The 26,589-nt window shown below is 28.2% G+C and carries 21 protein-coding genes; 16 read left to right on the plus strand and 5 right to left on the minus strand.

Features of this window, described 5'->3' with window-relative positions; genetic code table 11:
• The first annotated feature begins 70 nt into the window (after nucleotides 1-70).
• The 4 genes from pstC to phoU are packed head-to-tail and all read left to right on the plus strand — an operon-like array spanning nucleotide 71 to nucleotide 3,465.
• The gene (gene pstC / locus FD728_RS02570) at nucleotides 71-1,033 is read left to right on the plus strand and encodes a phosphate ABC transporter permease subunit PstC (RefSeq protein ID WP_159934538.1); all 963 of its coding nucleotides are present in this window, start codon (nucleotides 71-73) and stop codon (nucleotides 1,031-1,033) included.
• On the plus strand, nucleotides 1,030-1,917 hold the full coding sequence (gene pstA / locus FD728_RS02575; RefSeq protein ID WP_159934540.1) for a phosphate ABC transporter permease PstA: 888 nt from the start codon (nucleotides 1,030-1,032) through the stop codon (nucleotides 1,915-1,917). Before pstC ends, pstA begins: the two co-directional genes overlap by 4 nt.
• A gap of 43 nt (nucleotides 1,918-1,960) precedes the next feature.
• Complete coding sequence (gene pstB, locus FD728_RS02580; protein WP_159934832.1) at nucleotides 1,961-2,734, plus strand: phosphate ABC transporter ATP-binding protein PstB; 774 nt, start codon at nucleotides 1,961-1,963, stop codon at nucleotides 2,732-2,734.
• 14 nt (nucleotides 2,735-2,748) lie between these two features.
• Nucleotides 2,749-3,465, plus strand: a complete 717-nt coding sequence (gene phoU / locus FD728_RS02585; protein ID WP_159934542.1) for a phosphate signaling complex protein PhoU — start codon at nucleotides 2,749-2,751, stop codon at nucleotides 3,463-3,465.
• Nucleotides 3,466-3,544: 79 nt separating this feature from the next.
• Here phoU and mnmE read toward each other — a convergent pair whose 3' ends face one another.
• From mnmE to rpmH, 4 genes are all read right to left on the minus strand, one after another.
• Nucleotides 3,545-4,912, minus strand: coding sequence for a tRNA uridine-5-carboxymethylaminomethyl(34) synthesis GTPase MnmE (mnmE, locus tag FD728_RS02590; protein ID WP_159934544.1), 1,368 nt, complete (start codon nucleotides 4,910-4,912; stop codon nucleotides 3,545-3,547).
• 38 nt (nucleotides 4,913-4,950) lie between these two features.
• Nucleotides 4,951-6,579: a membrane protein insertase YidC gene (gene yidC, locus FD728_RS02595; RefSeq protein WP_159934546.1), complete on the minus strand. Its 1,629-nt coding sequence runs from the start codon at nucleotides 6,577-6,579 to the stop codon at nucleotides 4,951-4,953.
• Nucleotides 6,580-6,783: 204 nt separating this feature from the next.
• Nucleotides 6,784-7,143: a ribonuclease P protein component gene (gene rnpA / locus FD728_RS02600; protein ID WP_159934548.1), complete on the minus strand. Its 360-nt coding sequence runs from the start codon at nucleotides 7,141-7,143 to the stop codon at nucleotides 6,784-6,786.
• 12 nt (nucleotides 7,144-7,155) lie between these two features.
• The gene (gene rpmH / locus FD728_RS02605) at nucleotides 7,156-7,293 is read right to left on the minus strand and encodes a 50S ribosomal protein L34 (RefSeq protein WP_159934550.1); all 138 of its coding nucleotides are present in this window, start codon (nucleotides 7,291-7,293) and stop codon (nucleotides 7,156-7,158) included.
• Between the two features lie 571 nt (nucleotides 7,294-7,864).
• Between rpmH and dnaA the strand changes: the two genes are divergently transcribed.
• The 5 genes from dnaA to dnaC all read left to right on the plus strand — a co-directional run bounded on the left by dnaA (nucleotide 7,865) and on the right by dnaC (nucleotide 14,841).
• On the plus strand, nucleotides 7,865-9,268 hold the full coding sequence (gene dnaA, locus FD728_RS02610; protein ID WP_159934552.1) for a chromosomal replication initiator protein DnaA: 1,404 nt from the start codon (nucleotides 7,865-7,867) through the stop codon (nucleotides 9,266-9,268).
• Nucleotides 9,269-9,281: 13 nt separating this feature from the next.
• The gene (gene dnaN / locus FD728_RS02615; protein WP_159934554.1) at nucleotides 9,282-10,382 is read left to right on the plus strand and encodes a DNA polymerase III subunit beta; all 1,101 of its coding nucleotides are present in this window, start codon (nucleotides 9,282-9,284) and stop codon (nucleotides 10,380-10,382) included.
• 376 nt (nucleotides 10,383-10,758) lie between these two features.
• Nucleotides 10,759-13,176 (plus strand): DNA topoisomerase (ATP-hydrolyzing) subunit B, encoded by a 2,418-nt coding sequence (gyrB, locus tag FD728_RS02620; RefSeq protein WP_159934556.1) that lies wholly within the window; start codon nucleotides 10,759-10,761, stop codon nucleotides 13,174-13,176.
• A 388-nt stretch (nucleotides 13,177-13,564) separates the two neighbouring features.
• Nucleotides 13,565-14,101, plus strand: coding sequence for a primosomal protein DnaT (dnaT, locus tag FD728_RS02625; protein ID WP_159934558.1), 537 nt, complete (start codon nucleotides 13,565-13,567; stop codon nucleotides 14,099-14,101).
• Nucleotides 14,101-14,841, plus strand: coding sequence for a DNA replication protein DnaC (gene dnaC, locus FD728_RS02630; RefSeq protein WP_159934560.1), 741 nt, complete (start codon nucleotides 14,101-14,103; stop codon nucleotides 14,839-14,841). Before dnaT ends, dnaC begins: the two co-directional genes overlap by 1 nt.
• Nucleotides 14,842-14,940: 99 nt before the next feature.
• Here dnaC and FD728_RS02635 read toward each other — a convergent pair whose 3' ends face one another.
• Entirely contained in the window at nucleotides 14,941-16,344 is a 1,404-nt protein-coding gene (locus FD728_RS02635) for a sugar porter family MFS transporter (RefSeq protein ID WP_159934562.1), read from the minus strand.
• A 456-nt stretch (nucleotides 16,345-16,800) separates the two neighbouring features.
• Here FD728_RS02635 and glyQ point away from each other — a divergent pair, with 456 nt between their 5' ends.
• From glyQ to rho, 7 genes are all read left to right on the plus strand, one after another.
• Nucleotides 16,801-17,724 carry a glycine--tRNA ligase subunit alpha gene (glyQ, locus tag FD728_RS02640; RefSeq protein ID WP_159934564.1) on the plus strand — a complete coding sequence of 308 codons (924 nt, stop codon included), beginning with the start codon at nucleotides 16,801-16,803 and terminating at the stop codon, nucleotides 17,722-17,724.
• Nucleotides 17,724-19,802, plus strand: coding sequence for a glycine--tRNA ligase subunit beta (glyS, locus tag FD728_RS02645; RefSeq protein ID WP_159934566.1), 2,079 nt, complete (start codon nucleotides 17,724-17,726; stop codon nucleotides 19,800-19,802). Before glyQ ends, glyS begins: the two co-directional genes overlap by 1 nt.
• Nucleotides 19,803-20,334: 532 nt before the next feature.
• On the plus strand, nucleotides 20,335-21,156 hold the full coding sequence (gene fdhD, locus FD728_RS02650) for a formate dehydrogenase accessory sulfurtransferase FdhD (protein WP_159934568.1): 822 nt from the start codon (nucleotides 20,335-20,337) through the stop codon (nucleotides 21,154-21,156).
• 384 nt (nucleotides 21,157-21,540) lie between these two features.
• Nucleotides 21,541-22,161, plus strand: a complete 621-nt coding sequence (gene sodA, locus FD728_RS02655; RefSeq protein ID WP_159934570.1) for a superoxide dismutase [Mn] — start codon at nucleotides 21,541-21,543, stop codon at nucleotides 22,159-22,161.
• Between the two features lie 141 nt (nucleotides 22,162-22,302).
• The gene (locus FD728_RS02660) at nucleotides 22,303-23,268 is read left to right on the plus strand and encodes a VirK/YbjX family protein (protein WP_159934572.1); all 966 of its coding nucleotides are present in this window, start codon (nucleotides 22,303-22,305) and stop codon (nucleotides 23,266-23,268) included.
• Between the two features lie 1,244 nt (nucleotides 23,269-24,512).
• The gene (gene trxA / locus FD728_RS02665) at nucleotides 24,513-24,845 is read left to right on the plus strand and encodes a thioredoxin TrxA (RefSeq protein WP_159934574.1); all 333 of its coding nucleotides are present in this window, start codon (nucleotides 24,513-24,515) and stop codon (nucleotides 24,843-24,845) included.
• 357 nt (nucleotides 24,846-25,202) lie between these two features.
• The gene (rho, locus tag FD728_RS02670; RefSeq protein ID WP_159934576.1) at nucleotides 25,203-26,462 is read left to right on the plus strand and encodes a transcription termination factor Rho; all 1,260 of its coding nucleotides are present in this window, start codon (nucleotides 25,203-25,205) and stop codon (nucleotides 26,460-26,462) included.
• Nucleotides 26,463-26,589 lie beyond the last annotated feature (127 nt).

Genomic DNA, 26,589 nt, shown 5'->3' on the forward strand with positions numbered 1-26,589 from the left:
ATTTATTTACTGGACTAATGGTAATAATAACATTAGTTATGATTATAACATCTATATAACTGAGAATGCCATGTCTGCCATTAAGCCTAGATTTAAAGCCCCTGGCAAACAAGGAGACATAATTTTTAGCACTATAGTGAAATTTTCGGTGCTAATTATTTTGTTTTTTTTGATTGGGATTATAATTTCTCTTACAATATCTTCTTGGCCGAGTATTCAAAAATTTGGTTTCTCTTTTTTATTGAGAAAAAATTGGGATGTGACAAATGAAGAATTTGGTGCTATAGTTCCAATCTATGGAACGATTTTCTCGTCTACGATTGCTATTATTATAGCTTTACCAATAAGTTTTGGTATTGCTTTTTTCCTAACTAAATTAGCACCAAATTGGTTAAGTCGTCCTTTAGGTATAGCAATTGAATTATTAGCAGCTATTCCTAGTATTGTTTATGGAATGTGGGGTTTATTTGTTTTTTCTCCATTATTACTAAAATATTTTGAATATCCAATTTATAATTTTTTATCTAATACTTCTCTTTTAAATTTTTTTTTCTCAGGTCTACCATTAGGTATAGGTGTATTATCTGCTAGTATTATTCTTGCTGTTATGATAATGCCCTATATGGCATCTGTAATGCGTGATGTGTTTGAACAAACACCATCTATCATAGAAGAGTCTGCTTATGCAATTGGTTGTACTACTTGGGAAGTAGTGTGGCGTATTGTTTTGCCATTTACTAGAAACGGTGTTGTAGGTGCTATAATCCTTGCCATTGGTCGTGTTTTAGGTGAAACTATGGCAGTGACTTTTTTAATCGGTAATACTTATCAAATGCATTTTTCTTTATTTACGCCAACCAATACTATTACTTCAGCAATTACCAATGAATTTGCTGAAGCAGATTCTAATATTCACGTGGCAGCGTTAATGGAATTAGCATTAATATTATTCGTAATAATGTTTATCTTTATTGTGATTTCTAAATTCATTATTTTACGATTGTCTCATAGGGATGGAGGATCCTGTTTATGACTATGATTGAGACATATAGAAATATTAAATTAGAAAATTCCGCTCGTAAGATGTATATCTGGCGTTCTATTAAAAATAAAATTGCATCGGTATTATCATTATTTACAATGGTCTTTGGTTTATTTTGGCTAATTTGGATTTTTATTTCAATTTTAACGTATGGTATAAAGCGTTTAGACTTATCTCTTTTTATTTCTTCTACCCCAGCTCCTAATAATACTGGTGGTGGTTTAGCAAATGCTTTTCTAGGTAGCGGTTTATTAATCTTTTGGTCTACCTTTTTTGGAACACCATTAGGTGTTTTAGTAGGAATTTATCTTGCTGAATACGGAAAAAAGAAGTATTTCACAAAGTTTATTCGATTAATCAATGATGTTTTACTATCAGCACCCTCTATTGTAATAGGATTATTTGTTTATACTATAGTAGTATCACAAATGCATCATTTCTCTGGATGGGCTGGTGTGATGGCATTAACATTATTGCATATTCCAATTGTTACTCGTACTACTGAAAATATGCTATGTTTAGTGCCAAATAATCTACGTGAAGCAGCTTATGCTCTAGGTACTCCAAAGTGGAAATTAATTTTTGCTATTATTTTAAAAGTTTCATTATCTGGTATTATTACAGGTGTAATACTAGCTATTGCCCGTATTACTGGTGAAACAGCTCCGTTATTGTTTACTACACTCTCAAATCAATTCTGGAGTATAAATATGATGCAGCCATTAGCTAACGTACCTATAACTATTTTAAAATTCATTATGAGCCCTTATAAAGGATGGCAAAATTTAGCATGGTCAGCCATCCTAGTTCTGATATTATTTATTTTTTTACTCAATATTTTAGCGCGTATAATATGTGCTAAAAATAAATATTAGAATGGATTAAGATCTTATATAAACTGAAGGACAAGTAATGAATATGTCAACTATTTCTACTTCTATTGGAAAAATTCAAGTCCGTAATTTGAACTTTTATTATGGTAAATTTCATGCATTAAAAAATATTAATCTTAATATTGCCCAAAATCAAGTTACAGCATTTATTGGTCCATCAGGTTGCGGTAAATCTACTCTATTACGTACATTTAATAAAATGTATTGTCTTTATTCAGATCAGCGAGCAGAAGGTGAAATTTTATTAGATGGAGATAATATTTTGTCTTCTCATCAAGATATAGCATTACTACGTGCTCGTGTCGGTATGGTATTTCAAAAACCAACACCTTTTCCAATGTCAATTTATAATAATATTGCGTTTGGTGTACGTCTATTTGAAAAGTTATCTCGTACTGAAATGGATGAGCGTGTAAAGTCTGCTTTAATTAAAGCAGCTTTATGGGAGGAAATTAAAGATAAGCTTCATCATAGTGGTTACAGCTTATCTGGAGGTCAACAACAACGTTTATGTATCGCACGTGGTATTGCAATTCGGCCTGAAGTGTTATTATTAGATGAGCCATGTTCAGCACTTGATCCAATTTCAACGGGTCGTATTGAAGAATTGATTACTGAATTAAAACAAGATTATACTGTAGTTATTGTTACTCATAATATGCAACAAGCAGCTCGTTGTTCTGATTACACTGCTTTTATGTATATGGGTGAATTAATTGAATATAGTGATACGAATACATTATTTACTAAACCAGTACAAAAACAAACCGAAGATTATATTACAGGTCGTTATGGTTAATATAGGAGATATAAATGGATAATTTAAATTTGAATAAACATATCTCCGGTCAATTTAATATGGAATTAAAACATATTCGTACTCAAGTAATGGATATGGGTAGAATAGTTGAACAACAACTTACTGATTCTATCATGGCTATGCACAATCAAGATAGTAAATTAGCAAATCATGTGATTAATAATGATGAAAAAGTCAATATGATGGAAGTAGAAATTGATGAAGCTTGTGTTCGCATTATCGCTAAACGTCAACCAACGGCTAGTGATTTACGTTTAATTATAGCAATAATAAAAACAATTTCTGAATTAGAACGGATAGGAGATGTTGCTGAAAAAATCAGTCGTACTGCTTTAGAAGATTTTGATCAACAACATTTAGTAATGTTAGTAAGATTAGAATCTCTAGGGCATCATACAGTACAGATGTTACATGATGTATTAGATGCATTTGCTTATATGGAACTTAAAAAAGCCATTAAAATTTATCGTGAAGATAAAAAAATTGATGAAGAATATGAAAATATAATACGTCAATTAATGAGCTATATGATGGAAAAACCAGGTTGTATTCCTAGTGTATTAACGGCCTTATTATGCGCACGTGCTATTGAGCGTATTGGAGATCGATGTCAAAATATTTGTGAAATTATTTTTTATTTTATTAAAGGTAAGGATTTTCGTCATTTAGGTGGTGATAGATTATATGAATTATTATTACGTAATAAATAAAAGAAGTAATTGATTAATTAATTTATGATGAACTTAATGAATTTTTTCTATTATCTTAAGTTCTAATAGTAGAAAAAAATTACTTACCAATGCAAAAATTAGAAAAAATACGGTTTAGTAAATCATTAGAAGTAAATTTACCAGTAATTTCGTTTAATGTTTTTTGTGCTAACCGGAGATCTTCTGCAATCAATTCTATTGACCAAAAGTGAATTGTTTGTTCTTTAGCACTTTGTAAGTATTTAGCTGCTATATCTAAAGCTTGTAAATGGCGGCGCCGTGCAAGGAAATTACTTTCCATACTATTTCTACTATCTAAAGATATACTTTTTTTTAAATGACTGCGTAAGGTACTTATTCCTTCTCCAGTAAGAATAGAAAGACAAATAATTGAAACATTATTAACTTCTATTAAACCAAATTTTTCTCCGGTAATATCTATTTTATTCCTGATGATAGTAGTTGGTATTTTTATAGATAAATCTTTTATAAAATTAGGTAAGATGGATGAATTAGTAATACTAACAGTAGTACTATCAATCATAAACAAAATATGATCAGCATTTTTAATTTCTTTCCAAGCACGTTCAATACCTATGCTCTCTAATTTATCTTTAGTTTTACGTAAGCCAGCAGTATCAATTATATGTAATGGTATACCATCAATATAAATATGCTCACGTATTACATCACGTGTAGTACCAGCAATATCGGTAACGATAGCAACTTCATATCCTGATAATTTATTAATAAGACTAGATTTACCAGCGTTAGGATGGCCAGTAATAACTACTTTTATTCCTTCACTTATTAAAATACCTTGATTTGTTTCGGATCGAATATGATTTAAATCATGAATGATTATATTTAACTGTGTTTTGATTTTATCATTGGATATAAAATTAATATCATCATTGGAGAAATCTATAGTTGTTTCTACATAAGTTCTTAAATAAGTAAGATCTTCTAATAGTTTATTAATACGTAGGGAAAACTCTCCTCTAAGAGAATTTAATGCTGCTTTAGCAGCTTGTTCAGAATTAGCATTGATTAAGTCAGCAATAGCTTCTGCTTGAGTTAAATCTAACTTTTCATTAAGAAAAGCACGTTCAGAAAACTCTCCAGGTTGGGCGATACGAATTCCTGGTATTGTTAATATACGCTTTAATAACATATCTAGCACTATCTGCCCTCCATGACCTTGTAATTCCAATACATCTTCACCAGTAAAAGAATTAGGTTTTGGAAACCATAGTGCTATTCCATAGTCGAGAACTGTACCGTTAATATCCATAAATGGTAAATAATTAGCATATCGTGGTTTTGGTAATTTACCCAAAATAGCTTTAGCTATTTCAGATGTTTGATTTCCTGAAATACGTAATATGCCAATTCCTCCACGACCTGGAGGTGTTGCTTGAGCAACAATAGTATCATTTTTACTCATATTTAATTATTATAAATATAATGAAATATTATGTTTTTTTATACTCGGCTATGTAACCCACGTTTTTCTAATTCATTATAAATTATATGTTGTTGAAAGACAGTAACTAAATTACTAATAATATAGTATAATACTAGACCAGATGGAAACCATAAGAAAAAGATAGTAAATATTATTGGCATGTAGTTCATAAGTTTATTTTGCATCGGATCTGTAATGGTATTGGGTGACATTTTTTGAATTAATAACATGGTCAGACCCATAATCACTGGTAAAATATAATATGGATCTTGTGCTGATAAATCATTAATCCATAATATAAAAGGTGCATGACGTAACTCTACAGAACCTGATAACATATAGTATAAAGCAAGAAAGATTGGCATTTGGATAAATATTGGTAAACAACCACCTAATGGATTGACTTTTTCTGCTTTATATAGAGCCATAATTTCTTGACTCATTTTCTGTTTATCATTGCTTAACCGTTCTCTTATTAATTGAATTTTTGGTTGTAATATACGCATCTTAGCCATAGAAGTATATTGTGCTTTAGTTAAAGGATACATAATTCCCCGTACAATAAAAGTAATAGCTATGATAGAAACACCCCAGTTACCAATAAATTTATAAAGAAATGCTAATAGTTTAAATAATGGTTGTGATATAAACCACAGCCAACCATAATCAACGCTTAGGTCTAGATTTAATGCAGCTAATGCCATTTGATTTTGAATTTCTGGTCCAATCCATAAATCTGCATTAAGACTTTTTTGTACACCTGCATCTATAGTAATAGGTTCAGATTTATACCCTATAGCCGCAATTCCTTTTTCAAGATGGCTAGTATAAAAAATATGATTACCATTAGTGCGTGGTATCCAAGCAGTAGCAAAGTATTGCTGTAGCATAGCTATCCAACCATGATTAGTAGTTGTATTTAAATTTTCATTATTTGCAATATCATCAAATTTATATTTTGCATATTTAGTATGATCTGTTGAATATGCAGCACCACGAAAGCCATGCAAAGCAAAATTATTACTGCTAGTATCACGATATTTTGGTATATTAATTGTTTGTTTTAGTTGACCAAACATCATCATTTTTAGTGGATGCTTAGTTGTATTTTTAATCTTGTAGTTTACATTCACTAAAAACTCACCATGTTTAAAAGTAAATGTTTTTGTATATGTTACACCATTTTCCCCTTTCCATATAAGTGGTACGTGTAATTCTTTTTCATTATCTTTCATTTCAAAGTAATTTTTAGAACTTTTATATATTGGACGATTGCCATTATGAGGATTATCTGGACCATTACGGCCAGTCAATCCGCTTTGAGCTTGATAAATAAATGAAGGTGTGGTTTCTAAAATTTGAAATGGTACATTTGAACCCAATTTATCAAAGTAAGTTAATAACTCAGCTCGCTCTATATCGCCACCACGAGTATTGATGTCTAATGATAGTAAATCAGTTTTAACAGTAATAATTGTACTTTTATCATTAGTTAATAAATTATATGAGGTGATATCATTTGCAGTTCTGCTTATATCTTGTGTAATTTGACCCTGGTTTGAAGTATAATCCTCTTGCCAGACTTGCCAAAGCATAAAAGACACGAACAGAAAAGCAATAATAAAAAAATTGCGTTGCGAATCCATCTTTAATGTTCTCTGATTAAAAGTTTTTGGCAGTAAAATCGATTCATTAAATAAAAAATAATAGTATTTATTACTGTTTTGAATATATATTCACTACTTTTTTTATAAAACAATATGCGATATCATCCAGCATTAAAAAAATGAGATAAAACTCGATAATAAGATTTTAATCTTAGTTAATAACTATTTAATAAATATAAACTATTAGAGACTATTTTTTAATCTACAGTAATGAAGCCATAGTTTACTTAATATTTCTGTAATTGCACGATTATTAAGGTTGATAATTCCTTTTTTTGCTATAACTATAAAATCCATTGCAGGTAATTCATGTTGGAGTAAACGAAAACTTTCACGAATTATTCGTTTAATACGGTTACGTTCATGGGAGTGTTTTACATGTTTTTTAGCAATAGTAAGACCTAAGCGGGGATATCCTAACATATTAAATCGGCTAAGTATGGTAATTTTTGAATTACCCACTTTTTGTGCTCGTTGAAAAACAAAAGTAAAATGCGTAGGAGTAAATAAGCGTAACTCCCTAGGAAATGAAAAATTATTCACTAATTATTACTACTAACAAACGGTAAGACGATGACGTCCTTTAGCACGTCGCCGTGCTAAAATTTGACGACCATTTTTGGTAGACATACGAGCACGAAAACCATGCAAACGATTACGTTTTAATATAGATGGTTGAAAAGTACGTTTCATAATAGTTTTTTACCTATATATTTAAAAATATTTCATAGACAAAGCACTTTAAACTAATATATGACTAGTGCTTCGATATATATTTAATAGTAACGTTAAATTATAATAATTCTATAGCTTGGAGTCAATTCAATCCATAGGATTCAATACATTACTTATTTTAGCTAAAACTAGCTTAGTTAAGAGTATATATTTTTACTTAAGTAACAAATTTTTTTTATAGATTAAATTGTTAAAAAAAATTATCATTTATATTTAAATATTTTATACTTAAAATTTAAAAATTAATAAAAAATACAATACTTATAATATTTAAACATGTTTTTATCATCAATAATTTATACCCTGTGGATAAATTATCTTAAAACTGTGTAGAATAGATAAGAACTCTACTTCGCTGTGCGCTATTATTTTTAGTACGCTAACAATTTTCAATAAAATTGCTAGTAAAATTACCGTGAAATGAGTGTTCATTAGCTTTTTTACCGTCTTTTTTAAAAATTAAGTTTTATATAAAAAATATTTATTAGCATTTGATAATCTTATCGATTTTGTATGAGTGGAGTTCATCGTGTCACTTACGCTTTGGCAAAAGTGTCTTATACGTTTTCAGGATAATCTTCCTGCTACTGAGTTCAGTATGTGGATTCGTCCACTACAGGCTGAATTAAATAATAATACGTTAGCATTGTATGCACCAAATCGTTTTGTATTGGAATGGGTTAAAGATAAATATCTTAATAGTATTAATGTTTTGCTAAATGAGTTTTGTGGTTCGAATGTTCCATTACTACGGTTTGAGGTAGGTACTCGACCAATAGTTCAAGTTTCTACACTTGATTCTTCAATAAATAATGATATTACAACTTCTATAAATATAGATGATTGTATACTACCAACAAGAATAGTACGACCTAGTTGGGATTCTGTTTTAGCACCACCAAAGCTTATTTACTATTCTAATGTTAATACTAGACATAATTTTCATAATTTTGTAGAAGGAAAATCTAACCAATTAGCACGTTCAGTTGCACAGCAAGTAGCTAATAATCCAGGAAGTTCTTATAATCCACTATTTCTTTATGGTGGAACTGGTTTAGGTAAAACTCATTTATTACATGCAGTAGGTAATGATATTATTATACATAAATTACATTCTAAAGTTGTTTATATGCATTCTGAACGTTTTGTACAAGATATGGTCAAGGCATTGCAAAAGAATGCAATTGAAGAGTTTAAGCGTTATTATCGTTCAGTAGATGCATTACTTATTGATGATATACAATTTTTTGCTAATAAAGAACGTTCTCAAGAAGAGTTCTTTCATACTTTTAATGCTCTATTAGAAGGTAATCAACAAATAATTCTAACATCAGATCGTTATCCAAAAGAAATTAACGGCGTAGAAGATCGCTTAAAATCTCGTTTTGGATGGGGGCTTACTGTAGCGATTGAACCACCTGAATTAGAAACTAGAGTAGCTATCTTAATGAAGAAGGCTGATGAAAATGAAATTTTCTTACCAGATGAAGTAGCTTTTTTTATCGCTAAACGATTACGTTCTAATGTTCGTGAACTAGAAGGTGCATTGAATCGTGTAATTGCTAATGCTAATTTCACTGGTCGTGCTATTACTATTGATTTTGTTCGGGAAGCTTTACGTGATCTACTAGCTTTACAAGAAAAATTAATTACCATAGACAATATACAAAAAACTGTAGCAGAATACTATAAAATTAAAGTATCAGATTTATTATCCAAACGCCGTTCTAGATCTGTCGCTCGTCCAAGGCAGATGGCGATGGCACTAGCAAAAGAATTGACTAATCATAGTCTACCAGAAATTGGAGATGCTTTTGGTGGACGTGATCATACTACGGTACTTCATGCTTGTCGTAAAATTGAACAATTACGTGAAGAAAATCATAATATTAAAAAAGATTTTTCTAATCTTATTAGGATATTATCCTGTTAATATATAAAATTTTATGAAATTTATTATAGAACGTGAACAGATATTAAAACCGCTACAACAAGTTAGTAACCCGCTTAGCGGACGTCCAAAGTTACCAATACTTGGAAACTTATTACTCCAAGTAAATAAAGGTTTTTTAACACTAACTGCTACTGATTTAGAAATAGAAATGGTAGCTCGTATTGTACTAACTCAAGCATATCAATCAAATGCTATTACTGTACCTGCTCGTAAATTTTACGATATTTGTCGTTGTCTACCAGAAGGTGTAGAAATTAACGTTACTTTAATTGGTGATAGGATATTAGTGCGCTCTGGTCGTAGTAGATTTTCACTAGCTACACTTCCTGCTAGTGACTTTCCAAATTTAGATGATTGGCGAAGTGAAGTAGAATTTATAGTACCTCAGATAATATTAAAGCGTTTAATAGAGTCTACTCAATTTTCTATGGCTCATCAAGATGTTCGTTATTATCTTAATGGTATGTTATTAGAAACAGAAGATAAAATTCTAAGAACAGTTGCTACTGATGGACATCGTTTAGCAGTGTGCTCTATTCCTATTAAGCAGTTATTACCAAATTATTCAGTTATTGTGCCTAGAAAAGCAATAATAGAATTAGCACGTCTTTTAGATGGTGGGGAAACTTCTATACAGATCCAAATAGGTAGTGGTAATATTCGTACATATGTAGGAAATTTTATTTTTACATCTCGGTTAGTTGATGGACATTTTCCTAACTATCGTCGCGTATTGCCAAAAAATCCAGATAAAATATTGGAAGCCAATTGTGACTTATTAAAACAAGCATTTGCCCGTGCAGCTATTATTTCGAATGAAAAATTTCGTGGTGTACGTCTTTATATTACTAAAAATCAGCTTAAAATAATCGCCAATAATCCAGAACAAGAAGAAGCAGAAGAAATATTAGATGTCTACTATGATGGAAGTGACTTAGAAATAGGTTTTAATGTTAGTTATATACTTGATATATTAAATGCTTTAAAATGTGAAAAGGTGCGAATTCTATTAACAGATTCAATATCTAGTGTACAAATTGAAGATGTTGATAATCCTATATCAGTATATGTTGTTATGCCAATGCGATTATAGATTAATAAATTTAAATTGAATTGAATTGAATTTAACTATAAGATAAATAAGTTTTAGCTATTATGGTATTTTTTATTAATAAATATTCAAACTATCATTAAATATAATGACTAATATTACTAATTTAATATCATTTAATTAATGAAATATACAAATATACTCAATTGTTATCATTGATAATAATATCAAATAAAATAACTATTTTAGTTATATAGATCATGTTTAATATCTAAAATTAAATAACCATAATCGTCTGTTAATATAAAATTAAAGTATATTTTTTATATATAGGATTTTTATCAAAGTCACTTTACTTTTAAATATGTATTTAAGAGTAAAATAGTAGTGATTTAATTTTAAACATTAGTGAGAAACTTTGATGTCAAGTTATGACTCTTCTAGTATCAAGGTTCTAAAAGGACTTGATGCGGTACGTAAGCGTCCAGGTATGTATATTGGGGATACAGATGAAGGTACAGGTCTTCATCATATGGTATTTGAAGTAGTTGATAATGCCATAGATGAAGCACTTGCTGGTTATTGTAATAATATTGTTGTTACTATTCATACTGATAATTCTGTTTCTGTAAAAGATAATGGTCGTGGTATTCCAACTGGAATACATAGTGAAGAAGGAGTTTCTGCTGCTGAAGTAATTATGACCATATTACATGCTGGTGGTAAATTTGATGATAATTCTTATAAGGTATCTGGAGGTCTACACGGAGTAGGCATTTCAGTAGTAAATGCTTTATCACAAAAATTAGAATTGACTATCTATCGAGATGGTAAAATACATCATCAAATCTACGTTCACGGTATACCACAAAATCCATTAAGTATCATTGGAAATACTGATATAACAGGTACTTATATACGCTTTTGGCCAAGTTATGAAACATTTACCAATGTTATTGAATTTAAATATGAAATTTTAGCTAAACGTTTACGTGAGCTTTCATTTTTAAACTTAGGTATATCTATTTTCCTTAAGGATAAAAGAGTTGATAAAAATGATCATTATCATTACAAAGGAGGTATCAAATCTTTTGTAGAATATTTAAATCGTAATAAAAATCCTATCCATCCAAGTATTTTTTATTTATCTACTGAAAAAGATGGTATTGGTATTGAATTAGCACTTCAATGGAATGATGGTTTTCAAGAAAATATTTATTGTTTCACTAATAATATTCCACAGCGAGATGGTGGAACACATCTTGCGGGATTTCGTTCAGCCATAACTCGTACATTGAATGCTTATATGGATAAAGAGGGATATAATAAAAAAACTAAGGTTAATACTATAGGCGATGATGCCCGTGAAGGGCTTGTAGCAGTTGTTTCAGTAAAATTACCAGATCCTAAGTTCTCTTCTCAAACTAAAGATAAGTTAGTATCTTTAGAAGTTAAATCAGTCATTGAACAACAGATAAATGAATTACTAAATGAATATTTATTAGAAAATCCATCTGATGCTAAAATTATTGTTAATAAGATTATTGATGCAGCACGTGCGCGTGAAGCAGCGCGTCGTGTACGAGAAATGACTCGTCGTAAAGCTGTTCTTGATCCTTCTGGTCTTCCCGGTAAGTTAGCAGATTGCCAAGAAAAAAATCCAGCACTATGTGAAATATATCTTGTAGAAGGGGATTCTGCAGGTGGATCTGCTAAACAAGGACGTAACCGTAAGAATCAGGCTATTTTGCCGCTTAAAGGTAAAATTCTTAATGTTGAAAAAGCACGTTTTGATAAAATGATCTCTTCTCAAGAAGTAGCTACTTTAATTACTGCACTAGGTTGTGGTGTAGGACGTGATGAGTATAATCCAGATAAATTACGCTATCATAGTATTATTATCATGACAGATGCAGATGTTGATGGTTCTCATATTCGTACATTACTGTTAACTTTTTTCTATCGTCAAATGCCAGAAATTATTGAACGTGGCCATATTTATATTGCTCAACCACCACTTTATAAAGTTAAAAAAGGTAGGTATGAAAAATATATTAAAGATGATGAAGAGATGGATAAGTATCAAATTTCAATTGCATTAGAAAATGCCAGTTTACAAACTAAAGATGATATTAATATATCATTATTAAGTAATGATAGTTTATATAAGCTTGTATGTGATTTCAATCACATACAGAAAATGATTAGACGTCTAGAAAGACGTTTTCCACTAAGTTTATTATATTCGTTAATATACTATTCAACTTTGAATAATCTTAATGATGAAATAGTAGTAAAAAATTGGTTAGACGGACTTATAATTTATTTAATTGAACATGAAGTACATAGTAATAGTAGTTACATAGCTCAAGTACATAAGAATTTGCAACAAAATTTATTTGAGCCAGTATTATGTATTAGTACTCATGGTATAAATACAAATTATCGATTAGATTATGAATTTATTTATGGGCCAGAATATCGTAAAATTTGTATTTTAGGTAACCAATTACGTGGTTTAATCAAAAAAGAAGCTATGATTAAACGTGGTGAAAAATATCATTTAGTAACTAATTTTGAACAAGCATTTGAATGGCTACTAAAAGAATCTCGTCGCGGCTTATCTATACAAAGATATAAAGGTTTAGGTGAAATGAATCCAAGACAGCTATGGGAAACTACTATGAATCCAAAGAGTCGTCATATGTTACGTGTGACTATTAACGACGCGATTGCTGCTGATCAACTTTTTACTACACTTATGGGCGATGCAGTTGAACCTCGTCGTCTTTTTATTGAAGAAAATGCCTTGAAAGTAGTTAATATAGATATTTAATCTTTTAAACTTTACCTTAAAATATTTAACTGATTAATGTAAAAAGTAATATTTTTCTTAATTTTATTATTTTATAAGTTTTACATCAAAATAAACAAGTATTATTCAATTAATTATAACAATATCTTTCATTATAAGCTTTATAATAGTTTTATTTAATATAACATTAAAGAAAAAATAATGTATATAATTATACATTATTTTAAGTTTATAGTAATTTTTTCATTAAAATAGAAATATAAATTTTATTTATATGACACCAGCATAGGATTACATGTATTTTAAGAGTTTTTTGCTAAATGTTAATATAATATAATATAAATTTTTCAATATATGTAATGACTAGATTTTACTGAATATATAATATTTATTAATATTAGGTTTTTCCATGTTAGTAAAAGTCTTAACTTCAACATTAGTAGGGATAGATAATTTTTGCCAAGATCCTCTTACTTCAATGCTTAAAGCTGATAACGGTACATTAGCAATACTATGCCATAATATACCAGCATTTTATGCTATAACACCACAGCGATTAGCAAATTTATTAGCGTTAGAATCAAATTTTATTCAAAAAAATAATATTTTTTTGAATAAAAATATTTTCAAAAGGCAAAATACAGAAAATTTTGCATCAGTAGGTAAATTTTCCATGTATCAAGGTTGGCATCCAGATATTGATTTTCAACGGCAAGCAGCGGTTTGGGGAATTACGTTAAAAGAACCGGTTACTACGAATGAATTAGCTGCTTTTATTACATATTGGGAAGCAGAAGGTTGTTTATTTCATCATGTACAATGGCAACAAAAGTTAGCACGTCATGTACAAATGAATAGAATTATTAATAGTGGTTATTTCAAGCGTGATATCACTCAAATTAGTAATACTGATTATGATATCCCCGATGGTTTTCGAGGTGAGTAATGAAAACACCGAATGATCTTTTCAATCGTTTTAAAAAAATCATTCCTTCTAATGTAGAACCAAAATTTAAAAGTGGTAAAGAACTATTAGCTTGGAACCAAGAACAAGGACGTTTACGTTCTGAAGCAATTGTTCGTGAAAATCGTGCTATGAAAATGCAGCGTATTATGGGACATTCTGGCATTAGAGAATTACATATGAATTGCTCTTTTGATAACTATCGAATAGAAAATGATGGACAACGTAAAGCGTTAAATTTAGCACGTGAATATGCTGCTAGTTTTCAAAATAGTATTGCTAGTTTTGTTTTTTCTGGTCGTCCTGGAACAGGTAAGAATCATTTAGCAGCAGCAATAGGTAATGACTTAATTTTACGTGGTAAAAGTGTATTAATAGTAACTGTAGCTGATTTAATGTCTAGTATCAAAGGAACTTTCAGTGGAGGAAGTAATATTACAGAAGAATGTTTATTATATGATCTGAGTCATGTTGATTTACTAGTAATAGATGAAATAGGTATGCAAAGTGAATCTCGTTATGAAAAAGTGATTATTAATCAAATTGTTGATCGTCGTTCTTCTTCAAAACGTCCTACTGGTATGCTTTCTAACTTAGATCCTTCTGGTATGAATACATTGTTTGGAGAACGTGTAATGGATCGTATGCGTTTAGGAAATAGTTTATGGGTGCGTTTTGATTGGGAAAGCTACCGTAGTCGCGTACGAGGAGATGAATACTAATATTCGTATGTTATTGCTAATAATAAATTTATACTTCATAATAATTCTTATAATATTAAGTATTTTTATTTAGTTTTAATAAACCTAAAATTTATTAATTTAAGTATTACTATTTAATTTATTTGATAAGACATTATTGATCTTTTCTAAAGACATACCAGTAGTTTCTGGTAAATAACGAAAAGTAAATAAGTATATAAATAACGAAAAGATTGCAAATAGTAATAATGGAAAACCACCGTGAAATTTATGGATTAATAAAGTATTACTGTTAAGAATTGGAAATATAGTACTTATTACAAAATTTGTGAGTGACATAGTACAGATACAAATACCCATGCACATAGATCGAATTTTAGTTGGAAAAATCTCACTTAGTACTGTCCATACAACTTGTCCCCAAGTCATACCAAAAAAAATCATATAAGAAACCAAACCAAATATTGCGATTAAACCCGATAAATGATAGTAAAAAGTAATAAATGAATAAGTAAGACAAATATAGGAAGCTAATGCACCTAGTAATAATAATTTACGACGGCCTATTTTATCTATAAGTGTCATTCCTATTAAAATACCAATAAATTGACATATTGATAACCAAAACGTTTGTAATAATGCATGGTCCATGTTAGAAGAAATATTTTTTAATAAGATTGGTCCGAAATATTGAATTACATTAATACCACTAATTTGATTTCCTACAGCTAATCCAATACCAATTACTAGTAATGATATAGTAGCTTTATCCAACGATAAATTAGACTTATAATTTTGATTTTTATTACTTAAAAATGAATATTTGATTTCTTTAAATACTATTTTTGCATGTTTGTAATTTGATATTTTTATTAATGTATCTAACGCTTCATTATATTGTCCTTTTAGTATATTCCAGCGTGGGGATTCTGGAATAAATACAAGAAAAAAAATAAATAATATACAAGGTAATAATGCCGTTACTAAGATATAACGCCAACCTATTTCTACCATTATTTCAGGTAAAATAGATTTAGTTATAAAATAATTAGTTAATAATACTACTGACTGTCCTCCTACACAACATACTGCATATAATGCAGTAGTTCGCCCACGAAATTTAGATGGTGAAAGCTCTGCTAAATAAATTGGCGAAATTACTGAAGCTAAACCAATAGCTAGACCACCAATAATTCGAAAAATAACAAAAATATCAAAATCATATGCTAAAGAAGTTCCTATAACAGATAAACTAAATAATAGAGCAGTAATTGATAGTGATTTTTTACGTCCAAAAGTATCACTTAATCTTGGAGCAATAAGACATCCTATCAAACTTCCTAGCAAAATATTTGAAACAGCCCAACCAGTTTTAGATGGTGTTAATTGAAAATAATTACTTAAAGGTTCGATTGCTCCAGATATAATTGAAGAGTCATATCCCATTAATAGCCCACCAAATGAAGCAGTAATACAACAAAGTATTATATACTGCATATTATAATATGTTTGTTTATTAGGCATATTAATCCCTTTATTTCTATTATTTATTATAATACATTATAAAGTATTACTTTATAAGTAATCTACTTAAACAGAATAGATGTTATTATTTTTTATATATAATAAAATTTTAAATATTTATTGTTCTATTAGCTAATCATTAAATTTATTTAAATTTAAATAAATTTTTATTATATTAAAGAATGATATTAATTATATTAAGTAAATTACTACTTATAGTATTTTTAATAAAATCAAGTCTTTCTATACTAGTTATAAGTAAAATTTAATTGTTGTTATTTTGAATAATGATATAATAAGGAGATTTATGAATTTTAAATATTAGAATTGATATCGATATTATTCGAACCGTGAGATAATAAAAATCCTAATATTTTAACTACATAATGCAAATTAAACAGTGTATAGTATTAATACTTTTTGATTTAATATAATTATATTGCGTACAAATTTAATATGCAACATTTTGATATCAATACTTTTCAAGGTTTAATTATGGCCTTGCAAAATTATTGGATGGGTCATGGCTGTACTATAATTCAACCTCTAGACATAGAAATAGGAGCTGGTACTTCTCATCCAATGACTTGTTTACGTGCATTAGGTCCTGAACCAATTTCTATTGCTTATGTACAACCATCTCGTCGTCCTACTGACGGGCGTTATGGAGAAAATCCAAATCGTTTACAACATTACTATCAGTTTCAGGTAATAATTAAGCCATCTATTAGTACTCTTCAAGATCTATATCTTGAATCTTTAAAATATTTAAATATAGATTTAAATATGAATGATGTCCGTTTTGTAGAAGATAACTGGGAAAATCCAACTCTTGGAGCTTGGGGATTAGGATGGGAAGTACGGTTAAATGGTATGGAGATAACACAGTTTACTTATTTTCAACAAGTGGGTAGCATGGAGTGTCGCCCTATAACTGGTGAAATTACATATGGTTTAGAACGTTTAGCAATGTACATTCAGGGAGTAGATAACGTTTATGATCTTATTTGGAGTCATAGTTCTCTAGGAAAAATTACTTATGGAGACCTCTTTTTTCAAAACGAATTAGAACAATCTAGTTATAATTTTGAGCATGCAGATATTAATTTTCTTTTTAATTGTTTCGAACAATATGAAAAAGAAGCTCAACAACAATTGTCGTTAAAAAAACCTCTGAGTGTACCAGCTTATGAATGTATTTTAAAGGCAGCACATATCTTTAACATTTTAGAATCACGTAAAGCAATTTCAGTAACTGAACGTCAACATTATATTATTCGTATTCGTACTGTCACTAAAGCTGTTGCTAAATCTTACTATGCTTCCCGTAAAGCACTCGGATTCCCAATGTGTAATAAAAATAATTTAAGATTTAATTAATGGAAAAGAAAAATTTTTTAGTAGAAATTGGCACAGAAGAATTACCACCAAAATCTTTATACAGTTTAGCACAATCCTTTGCTATTTTCTTCTGTGATGAACTAGATAAGGTTAATTTAAGTTATACTAAAGTAACTTGGTTTGCTACGCCACGACGTCTAGCTTTAATAGTTACACAACTTAATATTTTTCAACCTGATCAAATAATTGAAAAAAAAGGACCTACTATTTCTACAGCTTTTAATGATGATGGTAATGCAACTAAGGCAGCTTTATGTTGGGCACATAGTAATGGCATTACAGTAGATCAAGCTGAACGTTTAATTATAGGTAAGGATAAAAGGTTAGTATATCGTTCTTTGGTAAAAGGTGAAAGTACCAAAGTATTACTTCCAATTTTGCTTATTAAAGTACTACGTAAACTACCAATTCCAAAACCTATGCGTTGGGGTAAAGGTGAAGTAGAATTTATTCGTCCTGTTCATACAATAACTATGTTGTTAGGAGATGAAATAATTTCAGAGAATATATTAGGGATTAATTCAGATCGCGTAATTTACGGTCATAGATTTATGGGTGAGGCTAAGTTAATTTTAGATCATGCCAATCAGTATCCTCAATTATTATTAGAGTGTGGTAAAGTAATAGCCGATTATGCGGTACGTAAAGCTAAAATTAAAAGAGATGTAGAAGCTATAGCTTACAATTTAGGGGGATACGCAGATATAAGCGATAGTCTATTAGAAGAAGTAACTTCGTTAGTAGAGTGGCCAGTAATATTAATGGGGAAATTTAATAAAAAATTTCTTGCTATACCGACAGAAGCACTAGTTTCGATCATGAAAAACGATCAAAAGTATTTTCCAATATACTCTAATAATAAAAAATTACTACCTAATTTTATATTTGTTGCTAACATTGAATCAAGAAATCCACAGAAAATTATCATTGGCAATGAGCATGTAGTACGATCACGTTTGACTGATGCAGAGTTTTTCTTTAATCTTGATTGTAAAAACTCTTTAGAAAGTAAAATTCCTCATTTAAAAAGTATTTTATTTCATAAAGACTTAGGGACATTAAGCGATAAAACTAATCGTATTCAATTATTGGCCTGTTGGATTTCTAAGCAGATTGGAGCAGATATAAATCATACTATCCGTGCTAGTTTACTTTCTAAATGTGATCTCTTAACGAAGATGGTATTTGAATTTCCAGATACACAAGGCGCTATGGGTATGTATTATGCACGTTATGATGGTGAACCTGAAGATGTAGCTATAGCGATTCATGAACAATATCATCCACGTTTTGCTGGTGATTCTTTGCCCTCTACATTAATTGCTTGTTCTGTAGCTATTGCTGATAAAATTGATACTCTCGTAGGTATTTTTAGTATTAGTTTAAATCCAAAAGGAAAAGGAGATAAAGATCCTTTTGCATTGCGCCGTATTGCATTAGGCATACTGAGAATTATTGTTGAAAAAAAGTTACCTTTAGATTTAGAAAATTTAGTAAAAAAAACTGTATATCAATATGGTGAAAAAATAAAAAATTCAAATATTGTGGATGAAGTTATTAATTTTATATTTAATCGTTTTTATACTTGGTATAAACACAAAGGATATACTATAGATATTATTCAAGCTGTATTAGCTTGTCGTCCAATGCGTCCAATAGATTTTGATGCACGTATACAAGCAATTGCATATTTACGTAATATGAAAAAAGTTAACGCTTTAATTATAGTTAATAAACGTATTTGTAATATTGTGGCTAAATCTAAAGAAAAATTGAATACTAATATTCAAAGATCTCTTTTAAAAGAAAAAGAAGAGATTGAATTGTCAATATTTATCGTTGAATTAGAAAATAAACTGAAACCTCTATTAATAGAAAATCGTTATCAAGATGCGTTGATTGAATTAATGCAATCAATTGATTTAATAAATAATTTTTTTAATAATATTATGGTAAACGTTAGTAACACTGCATTACGTATTAATCGTCTAACAATACTAGTAAAACTAAGAAAATTATTTCTTTATATTGCAGATATTTCCTTGCTTCAGTTATAGATTAAAAATCTAAATGTAACTATTGAAATTAGTTTTTTTATTTATTTTAAGAATTTAAATATTATCTATTTGATATAGATATTATGAAATAATAATAACATTAATATTGCTTATATTTAAAAAATAAAAATTTTTAATGAGTTATTTTTAAATAAATTTGTTTCAATTAATAAATATTAAGATTATTCATATGGTAGAGAAATATATTTTTAGTATTATACTTACATATTATAATTATAATATATATACGTATACACTATAATTAACTTATTAGAGTTATATGTAATTAATCTAATAATTATATATTTTTATAATTTTATTAATTATTTTTTATTAATTATTTTTAAGTTTTTATTAGAAGATTTTCACATGTTATTATGGATTTAATGAAATTAAATATTAATTATATTTAATCCATCTATTCATTTTAGAGTATTATTAAAAATATTTTATATACTTACATCTGTATAATGAGTAATGAATTTAGAAAATAAGAAATATTCTATTAAACTAATTTCTTCTAGAGATAACAGTGAAAATAAAAAAACAAAAAAATAATAAAAATATTAGTTCAATGACTGGTGTACATCAAACACAAATATGGAAGAATGATACTAATCCAATAAAAAATGATTGGGTAGCTAAAGAAGTACCAGTAGCATTAGTTTATAATGGTATTTCTCATGTAGTTATAATGGCTACACCTAGTAATTTAGAAAAGTTAGCTATTGGGTTTTCTTTATCCGAAGGGATTATTTTAGATCTAAATGATATTTTTAATATAGATATAGTATCAAGTTATAATGGTATTCAAATACAAATAGAAATATCTAATCGTCGTTTCATGGCATTAAAAAAATACCGCCGTATGATCACTGGTCGTACAGGATGTGGTATATGTGGTGTGGAACATTTAGACTATATTAGTAAACCTATTAAATCTTTACCATTTACTCAAAAATTTAATATAATAAACCTTGAGGTAGGACTAAAACAACTACGGTGTTACCAACCTATTGGTAAGTTAACTGGATGTACACATATAGCAGCATGGATGTCACCTCATGGAGATTTAATTAGTGCTTATGAAGATATAGGCCGTCATGTAGCTTTAGATAAGTTACTTGGTTATCGTAGTCAAAATCATTGGTATGAAGGAGCAGTATTAATATCGAGTAGAGCCAGTTATGAAATAGTTCAAAAATCCGCTATGTGCGGCGTAGAAATTTTATTTGCTATATCTGCCGTCACTCAATTAGCTATTGATGTAGCCAAAAATTGCAACTTAACTTTAGTAGGATTTAGTAAGTCTACTAATGCTACGATTTATAGTTATCCACAGCGAATATTTTAATTCTTAATCATTTCTAAATCATTTCTAAATATAAGAATATTAAATTTATTTCTATAATCTATATTATTAATATTAGAATAATGCCAATCGTTAGCTTGTTATAGTTATTTTAATATGATAATATACAGATATTTATCATATTATTTAATTTTATAAAAGCATTAGAAATAAAATGTTTTTATTTATTAAATATAATCTATTTCTGAAAAATAACATAATATATAACTACTATATTTGAATATACGTAAGTTATTATGTATTTATTTTTTCAATAAATACATAATTTTATATCTTATAATTTTCTTATTTATTTTATATTTTATAGGTTTCTATAAAATAAGACTTATTTATGTAAAAATAATAAATAAACATTAAGAGGTCAATATGAGTTATTTACTACCATCTTTACCCTATGCATACGATGCATTAGAACCATTTTTTGATAAGCAAACAATGGAACTTCATCATACTAAACATCATCAGAGTTATGTTAATAATGCTAATTTAGCGTTAGAAAATACTGAGTTTAAAACCTTATCAGTTAATGAATTAATCTCTAAATTAGATCAATTACCAAAAAATAAAAAGGAAATGTTACGTAATAATGCAGGTGGTCATGCTAATCATAGTTTCTTTTGGAAAGGTTTAAAAAAAGGTACTACTCTACAAGGAACTTTAAAACTTGCTATTGAAAAAGATTTCAATAGTGTAAATCAATTTCAAGAAGAATTTGAAAAAGTAGCATTAGCTCGATTTGGCTCTGGTTGGATTTGGTTAATAAAAAAAGAGGATAAACTATCCATAGTTTCTACTGCTAATCAAGATAACCCTTTAATGGGTGAAAATATTATTGGTATATCAGGTTATCCAATTCTTGCTTTAGATGTTTGGGAACATGCTTATTATTTAAAATATCAAAATAGACGCAATGATTATATAAAAGCATTTTGGAATGTTGTCAATTGGAATGAAGCATTAGACATTTTTAATAATATGAATAAATAAAATGTTCATATTTTACTATTGTAGTTTATTATAAATGGAGTTTATTTTGATAAAATTTAATTATTTTTATAATTGACAATAGTTTAATTACAATTAATAATATAATATCGTTATAGTTTGACTCGTGAAGCTATTATAAGTATGTCTATTTCTTTAAAAAAATATCCAATAAATAATAAGGAGTTAATATCATTTTTTTTATCCTTAGTAAGTGGTCAGTTCAGACCGAATAATTCATGGGATAAAAGAAAATTTCGTATTAAATTTGCTTTGAGATCTCTTGTATTCCCTGTTACTACTTTTCATTATCTTAGTCAATTAGTAAAAATTACTGATTTTCCTAAGTTACTAACTATACAAGGTTTATTGCCAGCAAAGCTACATCGTCCATATTTACGTACTGGTTTTAGTACAGCACAGCGAGCTCAGGCTATAATAGATCATTATACATCGTTAGATCAGCTAGATAGTCTTGTCTTACGTAAATTGATGCAAAATTATAATGATACTCCACTTGCTAGTTTTACAGGCAAAAATAATACAAGTTTTTTAGTAATTTGTTGTCCTGCTAGTTTTGATCGTGAAGGTGAAATTACTTTAATTTTACTCTATGAAAAATTATTAGTCGCATCACTTTCGTTTTCCATTATTCAAGAAAATAAACAAAAAACATTATTAATTGGAGGTTTACAAGGACCCCGTCATGTTACTTCTATTAATACGATTCGTGATGCTACTAAAGCGATGTATGGAATATTTCCCAAACGTTTACTTGTTGAAGTTGCTTATATTCTTGCAGAATTATGTAATATAAAAAAAATTGCAGCTGTAAGTGATAGAACACATGTTTTTTATAGTTTACGTTACCGTTATAGTAAAAAACATAAGTTTTTTGCAAGCTACAATGAGTTTTGGATTTCATTAGGAGGAAAAACTCGTAAGGATAATATGTTTGATTTACCAACATATATAAAACGTAAGAATACACAAGAAATTGTTAGCAAAAAGAGATCTGAATATCGTCGTCGCAGTATACTTTTAGATAATTTGATTGAACAAATTTATCAAACAGCTTGTGTAAAACGCAACATATTACATAATCTATAATAATATAATAAAAATAATAGTAAAAATATAAGAAAATTTTTATTTTTTACTACTTTAATTTAAAATTATCTATTTATTACTTTTATAGTTAAGTGTATATTACATGTTTTATTTAAAATACAGAGTATAATATACTATACTATTAGTGATAGAAAAAATATAAATTTTATACAATTAATTATCTACAATCATTTTTATATATTAGAATTTAAAGTTTAATATTAGTGTTAGAAGAAAATACGCTATAAGTTAAGATAAGATCTTATATATATTATTTGTAATGATATATATAACTTGCTAAAGGAAAAACAGTATTGTAATATTCTATTGTAAATAAATAGTATTTTTATATAATTTAGTATATTTCTATCTTATTTTCAGAGTAAAATTAAAATAATTAAATGATTATTGAACTCAATATCTTCAATGAAGAATTGAAGATAAATATAATGTATATATGTTCAATTTTGTTTTTTAAACGGTATATAAATACATATACTAATATCGAAATTTGATTTTATCATTAATTTAATATGTAATATTAATACCAAATAATTATTTTAATAAATAATAGATTTTTCAATAGTTATGAAATAATTTTCAAATTATTTGTATAAAATCAAGAAATTAAAAGTAAATATCAATAAATCAATTATTATAATTTACTTTAAAATTTATTAAAAAAATCTAACTTAAAATATTATATATAGAATATTTATTCTATATATAATATTTTTCAATTATATGAAAACATTATAGATTATAATATAATAATAATTTATATTATATTGGTAATTTATTTTGTTTTATAAATTAGTAATACTTAATAAGACTTAATAAAATAATTTTATCTATGAATTACATAAATATATTTAACATCAGAATATTTTAATTTTAATTATTTATAGATAACAGTATTAATTTTAAAAAATATTATTTTATAATATATGAATTATACTTTAATTTCCATAGAAGTTAAATGTTTGAATTATTTAAATAATAGAGGTATTAAAAATTATTTTTTTTTATTTGGATTTATTTTTTAAAAAATTGTATAGTTCAAAAGATAAAGCAAAAGGGTAAAGTCAGAATTTTGTATGATTAACTGTATCCTGCTCATAGCTAAGTATAGTTAATTGCTAAATTAAAAGTACTTTACGAATGTGTATTAAATAAATTAAAGTTAACTTATAATTGATTATTTTATATCAATTCGTTAATAATATTTATTTTGGAGTTAAAGCATGAGCAGCGATAAAATTGTTCAACTAACCGATAATAGTTTTGATGATTATATTCTCAAAACAGAAGGTATGATCTTAGTGGATTTTTGGGCTGAATGGTGTGGTCCTTGTAAAATGATCGCTCCAATTCTAGATGAAATAGCAGAAGAATATAATGATAAGCTTACTATTGCCAAATTAAACATTGATGATAATCCAGACAGTGCATCTAAATATAATATTCGTGGGATTCCTACTATGCTATTGTTCAAAAACAATAAAGTAAAAGCGACTAAGGTTGGTGCTTTATCTAAAAGTCAACTTAAAGAGTTCTTGAACGAGAATTTGGCTTAATTCAACTCAAGTATAGTATCTCGTCCGCAATGATTATTATTTTTCATTGTTGTGGACGTATCTATTCAGGTATATGTAAGTTGATATCACTGCATTGTGCTCTTACATTTAAAGCTTAACCCTTTTTGCATTGAAAGTTTTCGTAGTTTGGCACTGATAATTTAAATATTTTTTACCTTTCAACTATCTTCTTGTTTTCTATGTTCATATTTAACGTGATGATATTTGTTAAGTTAGAGAGATTAAAATTGAAAGGGCCATAATTAAAATGCATGGTTTTTATCATGTCATTTACGATAAATGTTTCGATAATTATCTAGAACTTAAGAGCCTATCATAATTTAAGAACTCATCACTATGAATCTTACCGAATTAAAAAATACACCAGTTTCTGAGTTGATTATTGTCGGCGAAAATATGGGACTGGAAAACTTAGCACGTATGCGTAAACAAGATATTATCTTTGCCATTTTAAAACAACATGCAAAAAGCGGTGAAGATATCTTCGGTGATGGTGTACTGGAGATATTACAAGATGGATTTGGTTTTCTTCGTTCTGGAGATAGCTCGTACCTTGCTGGACCAGATGATATATATGTTTCCCCTAGCCAAATTCGTCGATTTAATCTTCGTACAGGAGATACTATTTCTGGTAAAATTCGGCCTCCAAAAGAAGGAGAACGCTACTTTGCATTATTAAAGGTTAATGAAGTTAATTATGATAAGCCAGAAAACGCTCGTAGTAAAATTTTATTTGAAAATCTTACACCATTGCATGCTAATAATCGTTTAGGAATGGAAAGAGGGAATGGTTCTACTGAAGATTTAACTGCTCGAGTTTTAGATCTAGCTTCTCCAATTGGTCGTGGTCAACGTGGATTAATTGTAGCACCACCTAAAGCTGGTAAAACTATGCTTTTGCAAAATATTGCACAGAGCATTGCTTATAATTATCCAGATTGTGTTTTGATGGTATTATTAATAGATGAACGTCCTGAAGAAGTCACAGAAATGCAGCGTTTAGTAAAAGGTGAAGTAATAGCATCAACTTTTGATGAACCTGCTTCACGACATGTACAAGTTGCTGAAATGGTTATTGAAAAAGCTAAACGCTTAGTAGAACATAAAAAAGATGTTATTATTTTACTTGATTCTATTACTCGATTAGCACGAGCGTATAATACCGTAGTTCCTGCTTCTGGTAAAGTATTAACAGGTGGTGTTGATGCTAATGCTTTGCATCGTCCAAAGCGGTTTTTCGGTGCTGCACGTAATGTAGAAGAAGGCGGTAGCCTAACTATTATTGCTACTTCTTTAGTAGATACTGGATCAAAAATGGATGAAGTAATTTATGAAGAATTTAAAGGTACTGGTAACATGGAATTACATTTATCACGTAAAATAGCAGAAAAACGTGTATTTCCAGCTATAGATTATAATCGTTCTGGAACTCGTAAAGAAGAATTATTAACTTCTCAAGAAGAGTTACAAAAAATGTGGATATTACGTAAAATCATTCAACCTATGGGTGAAATAGATGCTATGGAATTTCTCATTAATAAATTATCTATGACTAAAACTAATGATGAGTTTTTTGATATGATGAAACGTTCTTAAAATTAATATATATAATAAAAAAACTAACTCAGTATAATTTATTTATTTAATTGTTTTAATCTATTTATATTATTTTTTGCTTTAAATTTAGAGAAAAATTTCTAAGATAATTAATAAGTATTAATAA

The sequence above is a fragment of the Pantoea sp. Aalb genome, assembly GCF_009829985.1.
In the GTDB taxonomy this organism is placed as follows: Bacteria; Pseudomonadota; Gammaproteobacteria; order Enterobacterales; family Enterobacteriaceae; genus SZZU01.

Bases quoted from the DNA above. Each gene is read 5' to 3' on its own strand.
- pstC (WP_159934538.1), top strand. From the start codon at position 71: ATGTCTGCCATTAAGCCTAGATTTAAAGCCCCTGGCAAACAAGGAGAC.
- pstA (WP_159934540.1), top strand. From the start codon at position 1,030: ATGACTATGATTGAGACATATAGAAATATTAAATTAGAAAATTCCGCT.
- pstB (WP_159934832.1), top strand. From the start codon at position 1,961: ATGTCAACTATTTCTACTTCTATTGGAAAAATTCAAGTCCGTAATTTG.
- phoU (WP_159934542.1), top strand. From the start codon at position 2,749: ATGGATAATTTAAATTTGAATAAACATATCTCCGGTCAATTTAATATG.
- mnmE (WP_159934544.1), bottom strand. From the start codon at position 4,912: ATGAGTAAAAATGATACTATTGTTGCTCAAGCAACACCTCCAGGTCGT.
- yidC (WP_159934546.1), bottom strand. From the start codon at position 6,579: ATGGATTCGCAACGCAATTTTTTTATTATTGCTTTTCTGTTCGTGTCT.
- rpmH (WP_159934550.1), bottom strand. From the start codon at position 7,293: ATGAAACGTACTTTTCAACCATCTATATTAAAACGTAATCGTTTGCAT.
- dnaN (WP_159934554.1), top strand. From the start codon at position 9,282: ATGAAATTTATTATAGAACGTGAACAGATATTAAAACCGCTACAACAA.
- dnaT (WP_159934558.1), top strand. From the start codon at position 13,565: ATGTTAGTAAAAGTCTTAACTTCAACATTAGTAGGGATAGATAATTTT.
- dnaC (WP_159934560.1), top strand. From the start codon at position 14,101: ATGAAAACACCGAATGATCTTTTCAATCGTTTTAAAAAAATCATTCCT.
- FD728_RS02635 (WP_159934562.1), bottom strand. From the start codon at position 16,344: ATGCCTAATAAACAAACATATTATAATATGCAGTATATAATACTTTGT.
- glyQ (WP_159934564.1), top strand. From the start codon at position 16,801: ATGCAACATTTTGATATCAATACTTTTCAAGGTTTAATTATGGCCTTG.
- glyS (WP_159934566.1), top strand. From the start codon at position 17,724: ATGGAAAAGAAAAATTTTTTAGTAGAAATTGGCACAGAAGAATTACCA.
- sodA (WP_159934570.1), top strand. From the start codon at position 21,541: ATGAGTTATTTACTACCATCTTTACCCTATGCATACGATGCATTAGAA.
- FD728_RS02660 (WP_159934572.1), top strand. From the start codon at position 22,303: ATGTCTATTTCTTTAAAAAAATATCCAATAAATAATAAGGAGTTAATA.
- trxA (WP_159934574.1), top strand. From the start codon at position 24,513: ATGAGCAGCGATAAAATTGTTCAACTAACCGATAATAGTTTTGATGAT.
- rho (WP_159934576.1), top strand. From the start codon at position 25,203: ATGAATCTTACCGAATTAAAAAATACACCAGTTTCTGAGTTGATTATT.